Source organism: Phenylobacterium soli (assembly GCF_003254475.1).
Classification (GTDB): domain Bacteria; phylum Pseudomonadota; class Alphaproteobacteria; order Caulobacterales; family Caulobacteraceae; genus Phenylobacterium; species Phenylobacterium soli.
Map to the genome: position 1 here is coordinate 1,602,146 of NZ_QFYQ01000001.1, position 19,181 is coordinate 1,621,326.

The 19,181-nt window shown below is 71.0% G+C and carries 20 protein-coding genes; 11 read left to right on the forward strand and 9 right to left on the reverse strand.

Annotated features, from left to right (window positions below; translation table 11 throughout):
* The first annotated feature begins 16 nt into the window (after nt 1–16).
* Nucleotides 17–844, forward strand: a complete 828-nt coding sequence (locus DJ017_RS07990) for a trypsin-like serine peptidase (protein WP_111528216.1) — start codon at nt 17–19, stop codon at nt 842–844.
* Between the two features lie 71 nt (nt 845–915).
* Here the strand turns inward: DJ017_RS07990 and DJ017_RS07995 are convergent, their stop codons facing one another.
* Nucleotides 916–1,365 (reverse strand): MaoC family dehydratase, encoded by a 450-nt coding sequence (locus DJ017_RS07995; protein WP_111528217.1) that lies wholly within the window; start codon nt 1,363–1,365, stop codon nt 916–918.
* A 73-nt stretch (nt 1,366–1,438) separates the two neighbouring features.
* Complete coding sequence (locus tag DJ017_RS08000) at nt 1,439–2,977, reverse strand: acyl-CoA synthetase (protein ID WP_111528218.1); 1,539 nt, start codon at nt 2,975–2,977, stop codon at nt 1,439–1,441.
* Nucleotides 2,978–3,112: 135 nt separating this feature from the next.
* Here DJ017_RS08000 and DJ017_RS08005 point away from each other — a divergent pair, with 135 nt between their 5' ends.
* The 3 genes from DJ017_RS08005 to mopJ all read left to right on the forward strand — a co-directional run bounded on the left by DJ017_RS08005 (nt 3,113) and on the right by mopJ (nt 5,341).
* Nucleotides 3,113–3,994 (forward strand): crotonase/enoyl-CoA hydratase family protein, encoded by an 882-nt coding sequence (locus tag DJ017_RS08005; RefSeq protein WP_111528219.1) that lies wholly within the window; start codon nt 3,113–3,115, stop codon nt 3,992–3,994.
* A gap of 268 nt (nt 3,995–4,262) precedes the next feature.
* A complete protein-coding gene (locus DJ017_RS08010) occupies nt 4,263–4,682 on the forward strand; it encodes a MucR family transcriptional regulator (protein ID WP_111528220.1) in 420 nt (139 codons plus the stop codon).
* Between the two features lie 176 nt (nt 4,683–4,858).
* Complete coding sequence (mopJ, locus tag DJ017_RS08015; protein ID WP_111528221.1) at nt 4,859–5,341, forward strand: motility/cell cycle regulatory protein MopJ; 483 nt, start codon at nt 4,859–4,861, stop codon at nt 5,339–5,341.
* On the opposite strand, the gene DJ017_RS08020 is transcribed toward mopJ, so the two are convergent.
* Both DJ017_RS08020 and DJ017_RS08025 read right to left on the reverse strand, forming a co-directional pair.
* The gene (locus DJ017_RS08020) at nt 5,338–5,763 is read right to left on the reverse strand and encodes a SufE family protein (protein ID WP_111528222.1); all 426 of its coding nucleotides are present in this window, start codon (nt 5,761–5,763) and stop codon (nt 5,338–5,340) included. The genes mopJ and DJ017_RS08020 overlap by 4 nt on opposite strands.
* 57 nt (nt 5,764–5,820) lie before the next feature.
* Nucleotides 5,821–6,516 carry a sensor histidine kinase gene (locus DJ017_RS08025; RefSeq protein ID WP_227000066.1) on the reverse strand — a complete coding sequence of 232 codons (696 nt, stop codon included), beginning with the start codon at nt 6,514–6,516 and terminating at the stop codon, nt 5,821–5,823.
* A gap of 309 nt (nt 6,517–6,825) precedes the next feature.
* Between DJ017_RS08025 and DJ017_RS08030 the strand changes: the two genes are divergently transcribed.
* On the forward strand, nt 6,826–8,418 hold the full coding sequence (locus DJ017_RS08030) for a sensor histidine kinase (protein WP_227000067.1): 1,593 nt from the start codon (nt 6,826–6,828) through the stop codon (nt 8,416–8,418).
* Here the strand turns inward: DJ017_RS08030 and DJ017_RS08035 are convergent.
* The gene (locus tag DJ017_RS08035) at nt 8,415–9,470 is read right to left on the reverse strand and encodes a tetratricopeptide repeat protein (RefSeq protein WP_227000068.1); all 1,056 of its coding nucleotides are present in this window, start codon (nt 9,468–9,470) and stop codon (nt 8,415–8,417) included. The two genes, DJ017_RS08030 and DJ017_RS08035, sit on opposite strands and share 4 nt — an antisense overlap.
* A gap of 45 nt (nt 9,471–9,515) precedes the next feature.
* Nucleotides 9,516–10,388, reverse strand: coding sequence for a hypothetical protein (locus DJ017_RS08040; protein ID WP_227000069.1), 873 nt, complete (start codon nt 10,386–10,388; stop codon nt 9,516–9,518).
* A 209-nt stretch (nt 10,389–10,597) separates the two neighbouring features.
* Here DJ017_RS08040 and DJ017_RS08045 point away from each other — a divergent pair, with 209 nt between their 5' ends.
* From DJ017_RS08045 to DJ017_RS08070, 6 genes are all read left to right on the forward strand, one after another.
* Nucleotides 10,598–10,930: a DUF1491 family protein gene (locus DJ017_RS08045; RefSeq protein ID WP_111528226.1), complete on the forward strand. Its 333-nt coding sequence runs from the start codon at nt 10,598–10,600 to the stop codon at nt 10,928–10,930.
* A gap of 21 nt (nt 10,931–10,951) precedes the next feature.
* Nucleotides 10,952–12,007, forward strand: coding sequence for an ATP-dependent DNA ligase (locus DJ017_RS08050; protein WP_111528227.1), 1,056 nt, complete (start codon nt 10,952–10,954; stop codon nt 12,005–12,007).
* Nucleotides 12,008–12,025: 18 nt separating this feature from the next.
* Nucleotides 12,026–12,424 (forward strand): VOC family protein, encoded by a 399-nt coding sequence (locus DJ017_RS08055; protein ID WP_111528228.1) that lies wholly within the window; start codon nt 12,026–12,028, stop codon nt 12,422–12,424.
* A gap of 50 nt (nt 12,425–12,474) precedes the next feature.
* Nucleotides 12,475–14,106 carry a peptide chain release factor 3 gene (locus DJ017_RS08060; RefSeq protein WP_111528229.1) on the forward strand — a complete coding sequence of 544 codons (1,632 nt, stop codon included), beginning with the start codon at nt 12,475–12,477 and terminating at the stop codon, nt 14,104–14,106.
* Nucleotides 14,107–14,279: 173 nt separating this feature from the next.
* Nucleotides 14,280–15,659: a hypothetical protein gene (locus DJ017_RS08065; RefSeq protein ID WP_111528230.1), complete on the forward strand. Its 1,380-nt coding sequence runs from the start codon at nt 14,280–14,282 to the stop codon at nt 15,657–15,659.
* 108 nt (nt 15,660–15,767) lie between these two features.
* On the forward strand, nt 15,768–16,406 hold the full coding sequence (locus DJ017_RS08070) for an energy transducer TonB (protein ID WP_165830564.1): 639 nt from the start codon (nt 15,768–15,770) through the stop codon (nt 16,404–16,406).
* 6 nt (nt 16,407–16,412) lie between these two features.
* On the opposite strand, the gene DJ017_RS08075 is transcribed toward DJ017_RS08070, so the two are convergent.
* The 3 genes from DJ017_RS08075 to DJ017_RS08085 are packed head-to-tail and all read right to left on the reverse strand — an operon-like array spanning nt 16,413 to nt 18,924.
* Nucleotides 16,413–17,180, reverse strand: coding sequence for an ABC transporter permease (locus tag DJ017_RS08075; RefSeq protein WP_111528232.1), 768 nt, complete (start codon nt 17,178–17,180; stop codon nt 16,413–16,415).
* Entirely contained in the window at nt 17,177–17,914 is a 738-nt protein-coding gene (locus tag DJ017_RS08080) for an ABC transporter ATP-binding protein (RefSeq protein WP_111528233.1), read from the reverse strand. The genes DJ017_RS08075 and DJ017_RS08080 overlap by 4 nt, the downstream gene beginning before the upstream one ends.
* Nucleotides 17,911–18,924, reverse strand: coding sequence for an ABC transporter substrate-binding protein (locus DJ017_RS08085; RefSeq protein WP_111528234.1), 1,014 nt, complete (start codon nt 18,922–18,924; stop codon nt 17,911–17,913). Before DJ017_RS08085 ends, DJ017_RS08080 begins: the two co-directional genes overlap by 4 nt.
* Nucleotides 18,925–19,181: the final 257 nt, after the last annotated feature.

The window sequence follows — 19,181 nt, forward strand, 5'->3', positions numbered from 1 at the left end:
CTGATCGGGGAAGAGCATGGCGATCGATCTCGCCGTCGACCTGATGCACGCCACCGTCCAGCTCGAGCAGCCGCTCGGCGACGGCACGCGCACCGTGGGCACGGGGTTCCTGATTTCCGATCCGGGTCCGGACGGCAAGCCGCGGACGGTGCTGGTCACCGCCAACCACGTGCTGGCCGGCATGCCGGGCGGCACGGCGCGGATCGGCTACCGCATCGCCAATGCCGACGGCAGCTGGAGCTATTCGCCCCAGCCGTTGAAGATCCGCGACGCCGGCGGCCACGAGCTTTGGACCCACCATCCCTCGCGCGACGTGGCGGCGATCACTATCACCGCGCCGCCGGAGTTCGCCCGCGCGGCGATCCCGAAGAACTATCTGGCGGCCGACGACACCTTCACCCAGTACAAGGTGGAGGCCGGCGACGAGATGATGGCCCTGGGCTTCCCGCGCGGGCTGGCGGCCAACCAGGCGGGCTTCCCGATCCTGCGCTCGGGCCGGGTGGCCTCCTATCCGGTGGCGCCGGCCAAGATCTTCCCGACCTTCCTGCTCGACTTCTCGGTGTTCCCCGGCAACTCGGGCGGGCCGGTGTTCATGACCGAGCAGGACCGGCGCTCGAGCACGGCCAACCAGAGCCAGGAGCCGGAGTTCATCGCGGGGCTGCTGACGCAGCAGGTGGAGCTGAACAACGAGCGGCTGGAGATCGGCATCGTCACCCACGCCAAGTTCATCCGCGAGACGCTGGACAGGCTCGACGATCCCAAGGCGCCGGTGACGGTGGTGGCCGAGGCGCCGGTGGTCGGGGCCAAGGCGGCCAGCGCCGAAGAGGCCGCCCGCGGGGACTAATCAGGCGAGTGGGCAAACGAAAGCCCCGTCGGCGCGCCGACGGGGCTCTCTGGTCTTCAGTCCTGCGGGGATCAGCCGCCGTAGACGACGGAGATGGTCTCGGCGATGCAGGCGGGCTTGGCCTCGCCCTCGATCTCGATGGTGCACTCGTTGCGCAGCTGCATGCCCCCGGCCTTGGGCTCCGCGCCGATCAGCTTCTGGCGCATGCGCACGCGCTTGCCGACGCGGACCATGTTGATGAAGCGCACCTTGTCCGAGCCGTAGTTGATGCCGCGGGTCACGCCCTTGATCGGCAGCATGCCGGCCCCGAGGAAGGGGATCAGCGACAGGGTCAGGTAGCCGTGGGCGATCGGGCCGCCCATTTCCTTCGTCGCGCGCTCGACGTCGACGTGGATCCACTGGTGGTCACCGGTGGCGTCGGCGAACTTGTTCACGCGGTCCTGGTCGATCAGCAGCCAGTCGGACACGCCGACTTCCTGGCCCACGAGACCGGGCAGGTCCTTGAATTCCACGGGGTTCATCGATCGCTCCCTTAGCGTTCCCAATTTCGAGGCGAGACCTCTAACACGGGCGAAGCCGCCCGCAAGGTGAGGCTCAGACGATGCGCGAGCCTTCCTTGCCCCAGTAGGCGTCGCGGATCAGGCGCTTGTAGAGCTTGCCGGTCGGATGGCGCGGCAGCTCCTGCATGAAGTCCATCATGCGCGGCGTCTTCACGTGGCTGAGGTTGGCGCGGATGTAGCCCATCAGCTCGGTGCGCAGGGAGTCGTGGTCGGCGTTCCAGTCCATCGGCTGGATGACGGCCACGACCTTCTCGCCCATCTCCTCGTCGGGGGCGCCGACGACGGCGGCGTCGGCCACCTTCGGATGGGTGACGAGCAGGTTCTCGATCTCCTGCGGATAGATGTTCACGCCGCCCGAGATGATCATGAAGCTCTTGCGGTCGGTGAGGTAGAGGTAGCCCTCCTCGTCGACCCAGCCCACGTCGCCCAGCGTCGTCCAGCCGTACTTGTTGGTGTTCTCGGCGACCTTGCCGGGATCGTTGTGGTAGGCGAGCGGCGCGCCGCCGGAGAAGTAGACGAGGCCCTCGCTGCGCGGCGGCAGGGGCTCGCCGTCCTCGCCGCAGATCTTCACCTCGGCGGTCAGGCCGCGGCCGACCGAGCCCTTGTGGTTCAGCCACTCCTGGCTGGAGATGTAGCAGAAGCCGTTGCCCTCGGAGCCGGCGTAGTATTCGTGGATCACCGGGCCCCACCAGGCGATCATCTGCTCCTTGACCGGGATCGGGCAGGGGGCGGCGGCGTGGACCGCCGACTTCATCGACGAGACGTCGTACTTCGCCCGCACCTCTTCCGGCAGCTTCAGCATGCGCACGAAGTGGGTGGGCACGAACTGGCCGCAGTCGATCTTGTACTTCTCGATCAGGCCGAGCGCGGTCTCCGGGTCGAACTTCTCCATCACCACGACGGTGCCGCCGAGGCGGTGGACGCCCATGCACCAGCGCAGCGGCGCGGCGTGATAGAGCGGCGCCGGCGACAGGTAGATGCAGTCCGGCTTGAAGCCGAACACCTGGTTGGCCAGCATCGACAGCGCGTTCGGCTCGTCGATGGCCCCGCCGGTGAGCGCCGGCTTGATGCCCTTGGGGCGGCCGGTGGTGCCGGAGGAATAGAGCATGTCTGAGCCGGCGGTCTCGTCGGCGATCGGGGTGGTGGGGAAGGCCGCGCGGGCCGCCTCGAAGCTCTCGTAGGGCGCGCGGGTCTCGCCGACCATGTAGAGCTTGATGCCCTTGAGCAGGGCGGGCAGTTCGTCGACCACGGCGCCGACGCCGGTCGAGGTGATCAGCACCTTCGCCTCGCAGTCGCCCATGATGTACTCGATCTCGGCCGCCTGAAGCTTGGATGAGATGCAGGTGTAGTAGAGCCCGGCGCGCTGGGCCGCCCAGGCGACCTCGAAGTAGCGCGGATGGTTGTCGAGCAGGATGGCGATGACGTCGCCGGCCTTCAGGCCGAGCGAGCGGAACAGGTGCGCGCCCTGGTTCGAGCGGGCCTCGAGGTCGGCATAGGTCACGGTCTCGCCCGTGCCGGCCATGATGTAGGCGGCGCGGTCCGGATGGGTCCTGGCGTGGGTCGCCGGATGCATGTGGTCAACTCCCTGGCGGCGTCCGGGCGGACGCGGCGTAACTTATCTTTGTTCAGCGCTATTGCGGGCCTTGACCTACCGTCCGTCAAGGCGACCGGAATGCGCCATCTTCATCATCGACAGCGAGACGAAATCATGGCGCGCGACTTCGAGACCATCCTGTATTCGGTGGAGGACGGCATCGCCACCGTCACCCTGAACCGGCCCGACAAGCTGAACGCCTTCAACACCCAGATGATGAAGGACCTGATCGCGGTGCTGGACGAGACCGACGCCGACGACAAGGTGCGCTGCGTGATCGTCACCGGCGCCGGGCGCGCCTTCTGCGCCGGCGCGGACCTGTCGGCCGGCGGCTCGACGTTCGACTACGACAAGCGCAGCGAAGAGGATCGCGAGGCGCGGGTGCGCGACGGGGTGCAGCGCGACGGCGGCGGCCTGCTGACCCTGCGCATCTTCGACAGCCTCAAGCCGATCATCAGCGCCTGCAACGGCCCGGCCGTCGGCGTCGGCGTCACCATGCAGCTCGCCATGGACATCCGGCTGGCCTCGACCCAGGCGCGCTACGGCTTCGTGTTCGCCCGCCGCGGCCTCAATCCGGAAGCGGCCTCGTCCTGGTTCCTGCCGCACCTGGTCGGCGTCCAGACGGCGCTCGAGTGGTGCTACACGGGCCGCATCTTCCCGGCCCAGGAGGCGCACGAGCGCGGCCTCGTCCGCTCGATCCACGAGCCCGACGACCTGCTGCCGGCGGCCAAGGCGATCGCCCGCGAGATCGCCGACAACACCGCCCCGGTGTCGGTGGCCATCACCCGCCAGCTGATCTGGCGCATGGCCGGCGCGTCCCATCCGATGGAGGCCCACCAGGCCGACAGCCGCGGCATCCAGGCGCGCGGCAAATCCGGCGACGCGCGCGAGGGCGTGACCTCGTTCCTCGAAAAGCGGCCGCCGAACTATCCGGACACGGTCTCCAAGGACCTGCCGGACATCTGGCCGCATTGGAAAGCGCCGACCTTCAGCTAGGTCGAGAGCCCTCGTGAGCGGGGGCTGACGCCGCGGACGAGCGTGCGAGCATCAATTGCCTGTAGGTAGAGTCTCGCACGCTTACTCGTCTCAAAGCACCGGTACGATTTCAAAAACCCGGTTCAATTGGTTTAGCCCGGCCGGGAGACCGGCATTTTGTTTAAACCAGCGCTTGTGCTTGCCATCACGACCAGATAAGGACGCCGCTACTGATCAGATTGATCGATTCAGCGGCCTCATTCGGCGCGTCGCCTGTGGAATGACAAGAATGGACGAGAAGTCGGAAGTCATCGAGATGACCGCGGACATTGTTTCCGCCTACGTGGGAAACAATACCGTTGCGGCGGCCGACCTGCCGAGCCTGATCCAGAGCGTCCATCGCGCGCTCGCCGGCATCTCGTCCGGCTCCGAGACCGCCGAGGCCGCTCCGAAGGAGCCGGCCGTGCCGATCCGCCGCTCGATCACCCCCGATTACCTCGTCTGCCTCGAGGACGGCCGCAAGTTCAAGTCGCTGAAGCGGCACCTGCGCACCAAGTACAACATGAGCCCTGAGGAGTACCGGGCGAAGTGGAGCCTGCCGAAGGACTATCCGATGGTCGCCCCGAACTACGCCAAGGCGCGTTCGGACCTGGCCAAGCAGATGGGCCTGGGCCAAGGCGGCCGCCAGGCGGCGCGCAAGAAGCGCTGAACCGGCCGACATTCTAGACTGAGCACGCCCGCCGAAAGGCGGGCGTTTTCGTTTGCGCCGGCCCGCCGCAAGGACGGAATTCCGCCGGCGTTAACCCAATTTCGCTTGCCGCCGATTCGCGCATCAGGCGATAGTTGATTCGCTGCGAATCCAAGCAGTTGTGGGGGACTTTGGAGATGGCGGCGCAGATCGGCGCCCCGGCGGCGGCGGCGCGTGCGCACGAGGAGCTGTTCGCCTATTGGGCCTCGCGCCGGAAGGGCGCGATGCTGCCCGGCCGTCGCGACCTGTCTCCCGGCGACATCAAGCGCCTGCTGCCCACCGTCAGCCTCATCGACGTGCTGCGCGAGCCGCTCGACTTCCGCGTCCGCCTGGCGGGCACCGCCCTCTACGACGTCTATGGCCGCGAGATCACCGGCCGGCGCCTTGCGGAGATCTACAACAGCTCGGCGGCCGATTACTGGCGCTCCGAGCTTTCGCAGGTCGCCGAGGGCAAGCCTTCCGTGGGCGTGCACAACCTCGCCTGGCGCGGCGCCTCGCACCTGTCGATCCTGTGGCTGCGGCTGCCGCTCGCCTCGAACGGGACCGATGTCGACATGATCCTCGGCTATGACGCCGTCATCGGCCTCGGCCAGGTGACGACGGGCGTCCGCGCCGCCTAGGCCGCCGCCGCCAACTCCGCGTCCCGGCGGATGCGGGCGACCATCGAGGCCAGTCCATTCGACCGCTGGGAGGAGAGCGCGCCGGTGAGGCCGAGGCGCTCGAAGGCCGCCTTGGCGTCGAAGGCCAGGATGTCGGCCGGGTGGCGGCCCGAGTAGAGGCGCAGGACGAGGGCGATCAGGCCGCGCACGATATGGGCGTCGGAATCGCCGCGGAACCGCAGGCCGCCGTCCCCCTGCGGCTCGGTGACGAGCCAGACCTGGCTGGCGCAGCCGCGCACCTTGTTGAGGTCCGAGCGCTCGGCGTCGGAAAGCGGGGCCAGCTCCTTGCCGAGCTCGATCACGTAGCGATAGCGCTCCTCCCAGTCGCCCAGGAGGTCGAATTCTTCGGCGATGTCCGCCAGCTCGCTGTCGATCGCGCTCATCGGCGGCGACTTAAGGACCGCGTCGCGCCGGCGCAAGCCGCATGGCGGCCGTTGGGGTCACGCCGCCGGCAGGCGGACCGTGGCGGTGATCCTCTGGCCGCGCTCGGCCGCGAGGGTCAGCCGGCCGCCCATGGCCTGGCAGGTGAGGGCGCAGATCGGCAGGCCGAGCCCGGCCCCCTCGGCGGCGCGGGTCAGGGCGCTCTCCCCCTGCTCGAAGGGCTTGAGGAGGCGGGCGAGGTCGTCCGGATCGGCGTTGGGGAAAGGGTTGGCGATCTCGATGTCCACCCATCGGCCGGCCTGGCGCGCGGCGATGCGCACCTCCGACCCCTGCGGGGAAAAGACGATCGCATTGTGGATCAGGGCGGAGAGCGCGTTGCGCAGCCCGCGGGCGTCGGCCACCACCTGCGGCAGGGCGGTCTCGCCGCCGGCGAGCACCACCTTCGTCCCGTGTTCGTCGACTTCGCGGGAGAGGCCCGTCAGGGCTTCCTCGACGGCGGCGCCCACAGGTTCGGGCCGCAGGTCCCATTCGACCGCGTTCCCCTCCAGACGAGCGATCTCCAACACCTGATTCACAAGTTTCAACAGCTTGTGCCCGCTCTCGCGGATGATTTCGGCGTATTCCTTGTACTGGGGGGCGCCCAGAGGCCCGTAGAGTTCGCCGGCCAGGATCTCGGAGAAGCCCAGGATGGAGTTGAGCGGCGTGCGCAGTTCGTGGCTCACCATCCGCAGGAAGGAGCGTTTCTGCGCTTCCACCGCGTCCTTGGACGCGCGCGGAGCGGGAGTCGGATCAGCCGCTGGGCGCATCTTGAAGGGCGCGGGCCTCTACGTTCGAACGGACGCATCTTTCCGCGACGCGCTTACGAATTTGTTTCCGCTGAGGCGGGCAAGGTGATGCGCAGGTCGCGCCGGAGGCGAGCCGCCTTAACCGGACTCGCGCGGACCGCTAAGCTCAAGCCGTTCGCAACCGCTGCGGACGGAGTGGGAGGTGTGATCCTGGCCGGATCCAGCCGACGTTCGAGGGGAGCCAGACGGGCGCGGGCGCGCGAGCGCCGGTTCGCGGTCGTGTGGCATCTCGCCTGGGCGCTGGTGGTCTCCGGCGCGGCGGCGGCCCTCTTGACCCTCGGCGGCCTCGCGCCCGGCGTAGAGCTGGCGGCGCTGGCTATGGGCTGGGCCGCGGCGGTGTTCGGAGCGATCCTGGCCGCGACCGGCTCGACCGGCGCCCTGGGCGTGGCGATCGTGCTCTGGGCCCTGGCCGGGGCGGCGGCCTGCCAGATGACCGGCGGCGCCAGCGGGCCACTGGCGGTCTGGTGCCTGGCGCCGCTGGCCGCGACGGCCGCCTTCCGCCGACCCGCCCTGCTGCCGCTCGGCGCCGCCGCGGCGGTGGCCGCCGCCGGCGTCTCGGCGCTCGGCAGCCTGCTGCTGCCGCTGCCCGTGGCGAGCCCCGCCCTCGCGCCCTGGCTGGGGGTCACGGGAATCGCCACCGCCGTGCTCGGCCTCGGCGCCGGGCTGGTGGCCCTGCACGCGGCGGTGCGCCGGCGCGAGCGCGAACGAGACGACATCGAGCTCGGCCTGCGCGAGGTGCTCGCCCACCAGCCGCAGCTGCTGATGACCCTCTATCCCGGCGGCCGGATCCTGGAGGCCTATGGCCAGGCGCCGCTGGGCGTCGGGGTGCAGGACCTGCTCGACCGCAATTTCAGTGACCTGGTGGCCCCCGACGAGCGGCCGCAGGTGGAGGACGCGCTGCAGCGGGCGACGGCCGAGGGCTCGGCGGAGATCGCCTTCACCCCGATCTACGACCCCAACGGCTGGAGCGTGCTGACGCTGCGCCGGATGAGCTCGATCCGGCTGGCGGCGGCGATGCGCGATGCGCGCGCCCAGAAGGCCCGCGAGACCGAGCTGGAGCAGGCCAGGACCTCGGCCGAGGCGCAGAACGCCGGCAAGAGCCGCTTCCTGGCCAACATGAGCCACGAGCTGCGCACGCCGCTCAACGCCATCATGGGCTTCTCCGACATCATGCGGCAGCGGCTGTTCGGCCCGATGAGCGACCGCTACGCCGAGTACGCCGACCTGATCCACGACGCCGGGGCGCACCTCCTGGAGCTGATCAATGACGTGCTCGACATGTCGAAGATCGAGGCGGAGCGCTTCGAGCTGGCGCGCGAGGAGTTCGACGCCCGCGAGGCGGTGAGCGCGGTGATCCGCCTGATGCGCGGCCAGGCCGAGCGCGCGGGCGTGCAGCTGCGCGGGGTGCTGCCGTCGGAGCCCCTGGACGTCGAGGCCGACCGCCGGGCGATCAAGCAGATCGCCCTCAACCTGGTGTCCAACGCCCTGAAGTTCACTCCCCGCGGCGGTTCGGTGACCCTGACCGTGCAGGCGGTGGACGACACGCTCGAGATCATCGTCTCCGACACCGGCGTCGGCATTCCGCCGGACGACCTGGAGCGGCTCGGCAATCCGTTCGAGCAGGCCGGCGACGCCACCCAGCGGGCCGCGGGCTCGGGCCTTGGCCTGTCGCTCGTCCGTGCGTTCGCACGGCTGCACGGCGGGGAAATGGGCCTGGAGAGCACGGTGGGCGAGGGCACGACGGTGACCGTGCGCATGCCGGTGGTCTGCCCCGAGCCGGTGGTCGCGCCGGCCGAGGCCTCGGCGCGCTAGGCGGCGGCGAAGGCCTGCTCGACGCGGGCCACCACCTCGCTCCAGTCATCCGCATCGCGCTGCCGGAAGAGCCGCATCTGCGGATACCAGGGCGAGCGCTCGCCGAGGCCCCAGCGCCAGTCCGGCACGAAGGGCAGGAGCGTCCAGCAGGGCTTGCCCATGGCGCCGGCCAGGTGGGCGATGGCGGTGTCGACGCTGATCACCAGGGCCAGCGGCTCGATGAGCTGGCGCGTGTCTTCGAAGTCCTGCGCCCCCGTGACCTGCGGATCGAGGTTCACCGCCCCGGGGAGGGCGAGCAGGCGCTCGGCGAGCTGCGGCGGCAGGACCCGGCGCGGGTCGGGCGCGGCGCTGCCCACGGCCATCACGCCGAGGCCGGCGCGCGGCGCCCCGCCCGGCAGGTAGACGGCGTCGGGCACGGTGTCGGGCTCGGTTCCGAGCCGGTGCGGCAGGGAGGCGGCCAGCACCCAGGCGTCGGCGCGCGGCACCTCGACGCTCGGGCCCAGCGGCACGAGGCGCACGCCGAGGAGGGCGAAGAGGCGGGGCATGTTCGGCCGGCAGAGCAGGGTCACCTCGATCCCGCGGGCCTTCAGCAGCGGGACGTAGCGATTGAACATGATCTCGTCGCCGAAGCCCTGTTCGGGCAGCACGACCAGCGAGCGGACCGGCTCGCCCTGCCACTCGGGGAAGCTCAGCTTGGGCTTGCCGCTGACGTGGCGGGTCATCTGGATGTCGCGGCCCTCGTAGAATCGCCAGCCCTCCGCGTAGTCGCCCGAGCGCAGCAGGTTGAGGGCGAGCGGCAGGCCCAGCCGGGGCTCGTCCGCCGCGGTGGCGGCGACGCCGCGCAGGATCGCCCGGGCTTCCTCGTAGCGCCCCATCAGGTCGAGGGTGATGCCGAGGGTGACCTGGATCTGGGGTCCGCCGGCCGCCTTGAAGGCCATGCGCAGGAGGCGCTCCGCCTCCTCGTGGCGACCGGCGTCGGCGGCTGCGACGGCGCGGTCGAAGACTTCCTTGCTGGTGAGCGGACGGGCGTTGGGGGGCGGGGGATTCGACACGGCCGGATCATCGCCGCGCGCCCGCATCGGCGCAACGTGCGGCGGCTAGCGGGCGGTCATCTGGACGAAGGCGCGGCCGGCCGCGAAGTCGCCCACCTCCACGTAGGCGCGCCGCACGCGGTCGCCGGGGAACAGGAAGTCGACGGCGATCGCCTCGCGAGGGTCGAGGGCGGCGAGCGCGCGGGCGGCCGGGGCGGGGAAGCGGAAAGCCCAGGCCGGCGCCTTGCCCGCCTGGTCCTTCGGCAGCAGGTCGCGGCCGGCCGGCTGGCGGGCCTCGGCCATGACGCTGGTGAGGGCGGCCGGCGGCGGCATGCGCCGGGCCAGCGGCAGGCCGGTGGTGGCGCCGAGGGAGACGCGCTGCAGATAGGGACCCGCGCTGCGGCCCTCGTCGCGCATGACCAAGCGCGCGGCGTAGGGCTGGGCGCCGTCGGCGAAGCGGCCCACGGCGAGCAGGGCCGGCGCATCCTCGCGCCCGGCCAGGCCGAAGCTCATGCGATCGGCGCCGAAGGCGGTGTCCTGCTTCAGCCGCCAGGGATTGGCGGCGCTGACGTAGCGGTCCGCCTGCCAGCCGGCGACGTCCCCCGGATAGGCGATGCGGTTGACGCGGGAGAAGCCGGCGAAGGCCTGGCGCACGCGGTCGGCGGCGACGGTGACGTCCTTCGAGCGGCAGTCGGCCCCGGCGGCGCGGCCCCGGGCGATGCGCTCGGTCTGGGCGATCTCCTCGGCGCTCGCGCCGGCGCGCAGGGCCGCGCCACGGGCCTGGGCCGCCGCGGCGGCGAGGGCGCGGGCGAGGTCGGGCGTGAACAGGCCGCATCGGCTGCCCGCGGCGGTCATGACCGTACGCTCGTAGAACAGGTCCAGCGGCCGCGCGTGCGCGAGCCCGGGCGCGGCGGCCAGCGCCACACCCAACAACCCCATCCACCGAGACGCCGGCCGCGCATTGATGCGCGTGCTCTTCATGCGTCCTAGTCCATCACCGTCGTCGTTCAGATCCGACCCAATTGAATTCCTGGGCCTTGGAGCCATCAGTAACGGCTGCGGGTTTCCGGAGGGTTAGCGACGGCGAGAGGCCGGATGACGAGGGGCCGGATGACAGGGCCGGCCGGCTCTGCGCATGTTCCGCCGCGATGCTGCTTTCCACCGACATCTGGGTCGCCGCCCTGATCCGCCGGGCCGAGTTGGGCGGAGCCTTCGCCGTGGTCGCGCGCAAGGGCGACGCGCGCGCCGGCTCGGTTCTGGTCAAGGTGCTCAACCGGACCGACGGCACGGCGCGGCTCTATTCCGAGGCGACGCGGATGGACGGCGAGCGGGTGTGGATGCAGCCGCAGCCCTCCACGGAGGAGCCGGACCTCGACCGCTATATCGAGCGGTCGGTGAAGATCGACCCGGACATCTGGGTGGTGGAGGTGGAGGACAAGCAGGGCCGCCATTTCCTGACCGAGCCGGTGGAACGCAGCTGAGGCGAAAGGCGCTTCGGGGCCATGCGTGCTTCGCATCGCCATCTGGCCGACCTCGCCGTGCCGCTGGACCTGGCGCCTATGGAGGCCAAGCTCGTCGAGGAGATCCCGACGGAGGCCGGCTGGCGCTACGAGCCCAAGTGGGACGGCTTCCGCTGCCTGGCGTTCCGGGCCGGCGACGAGGTGGAGCTGAAGGCCAAGTCCGGCAAGCCGCTCGGCCGCTATTTCCCGGACGTGGTGGCGCTGCTGAAGTCGCTGCCGGTGGCGCGTTTCGTCGTCGACGGCGAGCTGACCATCGCCGTCAACGGCAAGCTGTCGTTCGACGCCCTCCAGCTGCGGCTGCATCCGGCCGAGAGCCGGGTGAGGAAGCTGGCGGCCGAGACCCCGGCCTCGCTGGTGCTGTTCGACTGCCTGCTGGATGCCGAGGGCCGCTCCCTGGTGGCCGAGCCGCTCCGCCGCCGGCGCAGCGAACTGGAGGCGCTGTTCGCGCGGTTCGAGAGGCCGGAGCGGCTCAGCCTGTCGCCGGTGACCGAGGATACGGAGCAGGCGCGCCAGTGGCTGCGCGAGGTGGGCTCGGCGCTGGATGGGGTCGTCGCCAAGCGGCTGGACGGCCCCTACGCGCCGGGCGAGCGCGCGATGCTGAAGATCAAGCGCATGCGCACCGCCGAGTGCGTGGTCGGCGGGTTCCGCTATGAGCAGGGAAGCCGGGAGGTCGGCTCCCTGCTGCTCGGCCTCTACGACGAGGAGGGGCGGCTCGACCACGTGGGCTTCACCTCGACCATCTCAGACGCCGAGCGCCCCGCCCTGACCAAGCGGCTGGAGGCCCTGGCCGGCGGCGAGGGGTTCACCGGCGACAAGCCGGGCGGGCCGAGCCGCTGGTCGAACGGCCGATCCACCGAATGGACGCCCCTGAAGCCGGAGCTGGTGGTCGAGGTGCGCTACGACCACGTGACCGGCGACCGCTTCCGGCACGGGACCAAGCTGATCCGCTTCCGCCCGGACAAGGCGCCGCGGCAATGCACCCTCGCCCAACTGCGGGCCGAGGCGGCCCCACAACGCATCCTGGCGATGACACGCTAAGCGTGTTTTCCTGCGCCCATGACCACCGTGACGCCCTTCCTGATGTTCCAGGGCGCCTGTGAGCAGGCGCTGACCTTCTATGTCTCGCTGCTGCCGGACGCGGCCATCACCAGCCTGACCCGCTGGGGACCGGGCGGCCAGGCGCCGGAAGGCCAGGTCCAGCAGGCGACCTTCACCCTGGCGGGCCGCGAGTTCCGCGCCTTCGACAGCCCGCCGGTCCACGCCTTCACCTTCACGCCATCCTTCTCTCTGTTCGTCGACTGCCGGGACGAGGCCGAGATCGATCGGCTGTATGCGGCGCTGGTGGAGGGCGGCGGGGCGATGATGCCGCTCGGCGACTACGGCTTCTCGAAGAAGTTCGGCTGGGTGAGCGACCGGTTCGGAGTCTCCTGGCAGCTCAATCTTCCGGCGGGCTGATCGCCGCACGGGTTTGCGAAACCCGGGCGCGCACGCTACGTGCCGCGCCCATGAGCTCTTCCCCGCCCGCCGACATCGCCAACCCTCGCCTCGGACTCGCCGATCAGGCGGCGCGGCGGCGCACCTTCGCGATCATCTCGCACCCGGACGCCGGCAAGACGACCCTGACCGAGAACCTGCTGCTGGCCGGCGGGGCGATCCGGGCCGCCGGCGCCGTGCGCGCCCGCGGCGAGAACCGCCGCACCCGGTCGGACTGGATGAAGATCGAGCGCGAGCGGGGGATCTCCGTCTCCGCCTCGGTGATGACGTTCGACCACGATGGCAAGATGTTCAACCTCCTGGACACGCCGGGCCACGAGGACTTCTCGGAAGACACCTACCGGACGCTGACGGCGGCCGACGCCGCGGTGATGGTGCTGGACGCCGCCAAGGGCATCGAGCCGCAGACTCTGAAGCTGTTCGAGGTCTGCCGCCTGCGCGACATCCCGATCCTGACCTTCATCAACAAGATGGACCGCGAGGCGCAGGATCCCTTCGCCCTGCTCGACGAGATCGGCTCCAAGCTGGCGCTCGACCCGGCGCCGCTCTACTGGCCGGCCGGGTCGGGCGGCCGCTTTAAGGGCATGATCGACCTGCGCCGGGAGATGTTCGTGCCGTTCCGCAAGAGGGGATCGGACGACGAGGAGGGCCATCCGGAGGCGGTGTCACTGAAGGGCAATTCGCTGGCTGGCTTCCTCGACGAGGCCGAGCAGGCCGAGGTGGAAGAGGGCGCCATGCTGGTGCAGGAGGCCTCCAAGCCGTTCGACGTGCAGTCCTTCCTGGAAGGGCACATGACGCCGGTGTTCTTCGGCTCGGCCCTGCGCCATTTCGGCGTCGACCAGCTGCTGGAGGGCCTGGGGGCCTATGCGCCGCCGCCCAAGGCGGTCTCCGCGACCAAGAACGGGGAGTCGGTCGATGTGCAGCCGGGCGACAAGGAGGTCTCCGGCTTCATCTTCAAGATCCAGGCGAACATGGATCCCAACCACCGGGACCGCATCGCCTTCCTGCGCCTGACCTCGGGCAAGTTCAGCCGCGGCATGAAGCTGAAGGTGCAGAACACCGGCCGCCAGCTCAGCGTCAACGCGCCGGTGATGTTCTTCGCCTCCGACCGGGAGCTGGCCGAGGAGGCCTACGCGGGCGATGTGATCGGCATCCCCAACCACGGCGTGCTGCGGGTCGGCGACAGCCTGTCGGAGACCGGGACCCTGCGCTTCGCCGGCCTGCCCAACTTCGCGCCCGAAATCCTGCAGCGCGTGCGGGTCAAGGATCCGCTCAAGGCCAAGCACCTGAAGAAGGCGCTGGAGGGCCTCGCCGAAGAGGGCGTGACCCAGCTCTTCCGGCCGAGCATCGGGGCCGACTTCATCGTCGGCGCGGTGGGCCAGCTGCAGTTCGAGGTCATGGCCGACCGCCTGGCCAACGAATACCAGCTCGAGGTGATCTTCGAGCCGAGCCCCTATGCGGAGGCCCGCTGGCTCGGCGGGGAGAAGGCCGATCTCGAGGACTTCATGGGCAAGCACCGCGCGGCCATGGCGACCGACATCGACGAGCAGCCGGTGTTCCTCGCCAAGTCGTCCTGGGAGATCGGCTACGTGTCCGAGCGCTTCCCGAAGGTGCGCTTCGAGCGGTCCAAGGAACGCGCCTGACCCGGGCGCCTCGGAACGGAGCCTCGCCCCGCGCCTTTAGGAATTAAGGACGGGTTAACCATAAGAGGCACGTTAAGGACTTGTTAAGGCCGTCGGCTCCGGCTTTGCTGAGGTCGTTCAGGACGCTGGCGGACCGTCTCATCCCGGGACGGACGCCCAGTCGGAGCGGCGCGATGTTCGAGTTGGGGCGTGAGATCTTGCGGCGGCTGAGCCCCGAGCGGCTGAAGCCGGGCCAGGACGGCCTGACCGGCGGCGACGCCACCCTCCTCGAACTCCTCGACCTCAACCTGCTGCGCCAGGAAGGCAAGGCGGCCGACGTGGCCGCCGGCCGGATCAGCGCCAAGGACCGCGCCCAGAAGCGCCTCGAAGCGGCGGTGGTCTGGCGCGAGGTCGCCCGGCGCACCGGCGACGCCGCCACCCTGCGCAAGGCCGCGCAGTCGGCCGAATCCGCGGCCGCCGCCTTCCAGGCCGCCCGCCGCCACGAGGGCTGGGCCCGCGCCCGCGCCGAGCAGGCGGCCTGCGCCCTGCTGGGCTCGGACCTGTTCGGAGACACCGGGCTCGACGCGGCCGCCGAGGTGGCCTTCCGCGAAGCCCGCGGCGCGGCGCGCGGCGCCCTGGTCCAGCCGCTCGCCGACATCGGCCTGGCGCTGATCGAAGCCCGCCGCGAGGTCTCGCGCGGCGACGCCGGGGCCGCGCGCGCCGCCGCCGCCCAGTTCGCCGCCCCGATCGCCGCCCTCGAGGCGCTGAGCCGCCGGCTGCCCTCGGCCCGCGTCATGGCCGCCGAGGCGCGCATCGGCCGCGCCGACCTGATCTGCGGCTGGGCCGCGCGGCTGAAGGACGAGAGCCTGTTCCGCGCCGCCCTGGACGACGCCGCGCTCGCCGCCTCGCGGCTCGACCCGGCCTACGAGCCCCTGACCTGGGCGCGCGCCGAGCTGCTTCGCGGCCAGGTGCTGACCTTGTGGGGCGAGATGCTCGGCGACGTGGACATGGTCGCCGGCGGCGCGACCGCGCTCGCCGCCGCCCTCGACCAGATTTCCCGCGACCACAGCCCGCTGGACTGGGCGCGCGCCCAGGTGGCGCTCGGCCAGGCGCTGCAGGGCCTGGGCGAGGCCAGCGCCGAGCCGCGCGCCTACGAGCAGGCGGTGACCTGCTACGACCGGGCGAGCCTGGTGCTGAAGGAGCTGTCCGGCAGTCCGCTGCGCGGCCTGGCCGCCGGCGCCCGGGCCGTGTGCCTCGCCCGCCAGGCGGAGATCACCGGCGATCTCGCCGTGCTCGACGTCGCCGAGGCGGCGATGAAGACCGAGCTCACGGGCATGCAGGCGCGCAAGGATCCGGTCGGCTGGGCGCTGGCCCAGCTGCACCTGGCCAGGATCTACGAGGCGCGGATGGACATCACCGGCGAGGACCGCGGCCGACGCGCCGCGGCGGTGATGGCGCTCGACGCCGCCCTCGACGTCTTCGCCGAGCAGGGGCTGGCCTCGCTCAGCCGCCTGGCGGCCGACGCCCTTGAGCGGATGGCGGGCGTGACCACGACCTCGCGCACCCCGCACTGAGCAGAGGGCGTCCGCGGCCCACTTCTCGGAGCCGCGCCCATCTGCCAAGCTCCCTCCAGCTGGAGGGGATGTCGGATGCGCGTTCGACCATTCGTTGTATTGGCCGGAATGATCTTGGCGGCGACGGCGGGAGCCGCGGCCGCGCAGGGCGTGACCGCCTGGAGCGACGCCCCGACCTATGCCGAGGCGGCTGTGGTCTATCCGGCCAAGGCGAAGGCCGCGGGTGTGGCGGGCGGGGCGAAGCTGACCTGCACGGTCTCCTACAGCCGCGCCCTGCGCAATTGCGAGATCCTCAACGAAAGCCCGGCGGGCTACCGGCTCGGACAGGCGGCGCGGGACCTGGCGACGCGCCTGAAGGTGGCGCGCGGGGCGGGCGTCGCGTCGAACGCCGAGGTGGAGGTCGACATCGCCTTCCCGGCCCAGCTGGCCGGCCATGCGCCCTATGTGGCGCCCGATCCGGTGTGGATGGCGACGCCGAGCGCGGCCGACTTCCAGGCGACGTTCCCGAAGGCGGAGAACGGGGTGAACCAGGTCAAGGTGGTGCTGCTCTGCGACGTGGCCGACGGCGGCGCGCTGAGCGGCTGCGGCGTGGAGAGCGAGACGCCGGCCGGCCAGGGTTACGGGGCCGGGGCGCTGGCGCTCGCGCCCAAGATCAGGGTCGGGCTGCTGTCGGCCAGCGGCGTGCCGCTGGTGGGCGCGAAGGTCCGGGTGCCGGTGCGCTATGAGCTGACGCCGGTGAAGCCCTGAGCGGGGCTATCGGCCGCGCCACCACCTGAGGCCGGCCCGCTGAAGCGCTTCGAGGAGCGTGTGCAGCACCACGCCCATCAAGCCGAGCACCACCAGGGCGGCGATCATCCGGTCGGTCTGCAGCTTGTTGCCGGCGTCGAGGATCTGCCAGGCGAGGCCGCGCACGCCGCCGGACCCGGCGCCGAACTCGGCCACCACGGCGCCGATGATCGCCAGCCCCGCGCCGACCTTGTGGCCCTCCAGCAGGAAGGGCACCGCGGACGGCAGACGCAGGCGGGTGACCCGCTGCCAGCGGCTGGCGCCATAGAGCTCGAAGAGCCGCTCGAGGTCGGGATCCGCCGAGCGCAGGCCCGCCACCGCCCCGGAGAAGATCGGGAAGAAGGCGACGACGACGGCCAGGGCGACGAGCGCGCGCCCCGGATGGTCGAGCCCCGCCCAGATGAGGAACAGCGGGGCGATGGCGACCACCGGCGTCACCTGGATCACCGAGGCGAGCGGGCGGATGGCCCGGTCGAGGATCGGGCTCAGGGCGACGAGGACGGCGAGCGCCTGGGCGATCAGGCTGGCGACGACGAGCGCGATCAGGGCGACGGACAGGGTCCGCCAGGAGGCGGCGGCCAGGGTCGGCAGGTTGGCGGCCAGGGCCTCGGCCACCTGGGACGGCGCCGGCAGGAAGTAGGGCGGGACCTGCAGGGCTCGGCAGGCGACTTCCCAGCCCCCGAGCAGCAGGGCGATCAGCGCCCAGGGGGCGATGGCCTCGGCGATGCGCCTCATGCCGCCATGCCTTCGGCGAGGGCCTTGGAGACCGCCTCGACGGTGCGGCGGAAGCCGACGGTGGTGCGGAAGCCGGCCGGACGCGGGAGGGGGCCCTCCACCCCGACCTCGGCCACGATGCGCCCGGGGCCGTTGCTCATGACGATGACGCGGGAGGCCATGTAGACGGCCTCCTCGACGTTGTGGGTGACGAAGACGATCGCCGGCTGCAGGCCCTGCCAGAGCTTCTGGATGTCGTCGGCGAGCGCCCGGCGGGTGATCTCGTCGAGGGCGGCGAAGGGCTCGTCCAGGAGCAGCAGGCGCGGCTCGGTGACGAGGGCGCGCGCCAGGGAGACGCGCATGGCCATGCCGCCGGAGAGCTGGGCCGGACGGGCCGTCTCGGCGCCGGCGAGGCCGACGCGGGCGAGCGCGTCGGCGGCGCGGCGACGGGCCTCCTCGGGCCGCACTCCGCCGAGCTCGAGCGGCAGGGAGACGTTGGCCCGGGCGCTGAGCCAGGGCGCCAGGGTCGGCGCCTGGAAGACCACCGCCGTCTCGCCGCGCTCCGGCGAGCGGCGGACCGTGCCGCAGGTCGGCTGTTCGAGCCCCGCGAGCAGGCGCAGCGCCGTCGACTTGCCACAGCCCGAGGGGCCGACGAGCGCCACGATCTCGCTCTCGCGGATGTTGAGGGTGAACGGACCCAGCGCGCGGCCGCGCGCATAGTCCACCTCCACCTCGGCGAGGGCGGCGACGGTCATTTGGCGGCGGTCGGCGCGGGCAGGAACTGCAGGGTGTAGGCGGCCTTGTAGCCCATGTCCTTGGGATAGACGCCGGCGCCGGACGCCATGTCGAAGAAGCTTTTCCAGCGGGCGTCGGTCATCGCCCCGACGCCGAGCGTCTTGGCCTCGGCCCCGTCGACGATGCCATAGGCCTTCATCTTCTCGCGCGCCTGGGCCAGCACGTCGGCCGTCATCTCCGGATTGTCCTTCATGATCAGGGCGTCGGCGGGCTTGGGATCACCGTAGAGGTAGTCGCGCCAGCCCTTGGCCGAAGCCTCGACGAAGGCCTTCACCGCGGCGGGGTTGGAGGCGATCAGCTTGTCGGAGGCGAGCACCATGGCCGCGTAGCCGGGATAGCCCTCGTCGGCCAGCAGGAAGACCTTGGGCCTGAGGCCCGACTGCTTCTCGATGGTGTAGGGTTCGGACGTCAGGTAGCCCTGCTGGGCGACGCGCTTGTCGGCCAGGAACGGCGCGGAATTGAAGGTGTACTTGCGCACCTGCTCGTCCTTGAAGCCGAACTTCGCCTTCAGCCAGACCCAGAAGTCGCCGATGGCGGCGTCCGAGAGCAGGATCGGGTGGCCCCTGAGGTCGGCGATCGAATTGATGCCCTGGTCGGGGTGGACGATGAGGACCTGCGGGTCCTTCTGCATGAAGGCGGCGACCGCCTTCACCGGGACCTTCTGGCGGGCGAGGTTCATCACCAGGAAGGAGTTGGAGCCGTCGCCCATCTCCACCGCGCCGGAGGCGACGAGCTGGGAGACGTTCACGCCGGGGCCGCCCTGGATCAGGGTCACGTCGAGCCCGCGCTTGGCGTATTCGCCCTCGGCGAGCGCCTCGTAGAACCCGCCGTGCTCGGCCTCGGCCCGCCAGTCGGTGGCGAAGCGGATAGCGGTGCGCTGGCCGGGGCCCGGCGCGGCCTCCTTCTTCTGCGGCGAACAGGCGGCGAGCAGGCCGATGGCGGCCAGCAGGGCCGGGCGCAGAGCTTTCATGGACGAGATCCCCCACGACGTCGAAGCGGCGGAGGGTAGGGCGGTCCGGCGGCGCTTGGAAGAGCGCCCAAATAGCAAGAGGGCGGCGCATCGGTTTCCCGCTGCGTCGCCCTCTCATACAGATCCGTTGGGGGATCTGCGTCGATAGGCCAGGTGCGATTTCGGTTCGCGGGTCGCCCCGCTGGTTTTCAGTCGCATCCGGGTTTCCCTTCCAGGCGAGTTCCGGGTCGCCCCGGTTCTGCACCCTTCGAAGAAAC

Bases quoted from the DNA above. Each gene is read 5' to 3' on its own strand.
- DJ017_RS07990 (WP_111528216.1), top strand. From the start codon at position 17: ATGGCGATCGATCTCGCCGTCGACCTGATGCACGCCACCGTCCAGCTC.
- DJ017_RS07995 (WP_111528217.1), bottom strand. From the start codon at position 1,365: ATGAACCCCGTGGAATTCAAGGACCTGCCCGGTCTCGTGGGCCAGGAA.
- DJ017_RS08000 (WP_111528218.1), bottom strand. From the start codon at position 2,977: ATGCATCCGGCGACCCACGCCAGGACCCATCCGGACCGCGCCGCCTAC.
- DJ017_RS08005 (WP_111528219.1), top strand. From the start codon at position 3,113: ATGGCGCGCGACTTCGAGACCATCCTGTATTCGGTGGAGGACGGCATC.
- DJ017_RS08010 (WP_111528220.1), top strand. From the start codon at position 4,263: ATGGACGAGAAGTCGGAAGTCATCGAGATGACCGCGGACATTGTTTCC.
- mopJ (WP_111528221.1), top strand. From the start codon at position 4,859: ATGGCGGCGCAGATCGGCGCCCCGGCGGCGGCGGCGCGTGCGCACGAG.
- DJ017_RS08020 (WP_111528222.1), bottom strand. From the start codon at position 5,763: ATGAGCGCGATCGACAGCGAGCTGGCGGACATCGCCGAAGAATTCGAC.
- DJ017_RS08040 (WP_227000069.1), bottom strand. From the start codon at position 10,388: ATGGGGTTGTTGGGTGTGGCGCTGGCCGCCGCGCCCGGGCTCGCGCAC.
- DJ017_RS08045 (WP_111528226.1), top strand. From the start codon at position 10,598: ATGCTGCTTTCCACCGACATCTGGGTCGCCGCCCTGATCCGCCGGGCC.
- DJ017_RS08050 (WP_111528227.1), top strand. From the start codon at position 10,952: ATGCGTGCTTCGCATCGCCATCTGGCCGACCTCGCCGTGCCGCTGGAC.
- DJ017_RS08055 (WP_111528228.1), top strand. From the start codon at position 12,026: ATGACCACCGTGACGCCCTTCCTGATGTTCCAGGGCGCCTGTGAGCAG.
- DJ017_RS08060 (WP_111528229.1), top strand. From the start codon at position 12,475: ATGAGCTCTTCCCCGCCCGCCGACATCGCCAACCCTCGCCTCGGACTC.
- DJ017_RS08065 (WP_111528230.1), top strand. From the start codon at position 14,280: ATGTTCGAGTTGGGGCGTGAGATCTTGCGGCGGCTGAGCCCCGAGCGG.
- DJ017_RS08070 (WP_165830564.1), top strand. From the start codon at position 15,768: ATGATCTTGGCGGCGACGGCGGGAGCCGCGGCCGCGCAGGGCGTGACC.
- DJ017_RS08075 (WP_111528232.1), bottom strand. From the start codon at position 17,180: ATGAGGCGCATCGCCGAGGCCATCGCCCCCTGGGCGCTGATCGCCCTG.
- DJ017_RS08080 (WP_111528233.1), bottom strand. From the start codon at position 17,914: ATGACCGTCGCCGCCCTCGCCGAGGTGGAGGTGGACTATGCGCGCGGC.
- DJ017_RS08085 (WP_111528234.1), bottom strand. From the start codon at position 18,924: ATGAAAGCTCTGCGCCCGGCCCTGCTGGCCGCCATCGGCCTGCTCGCC.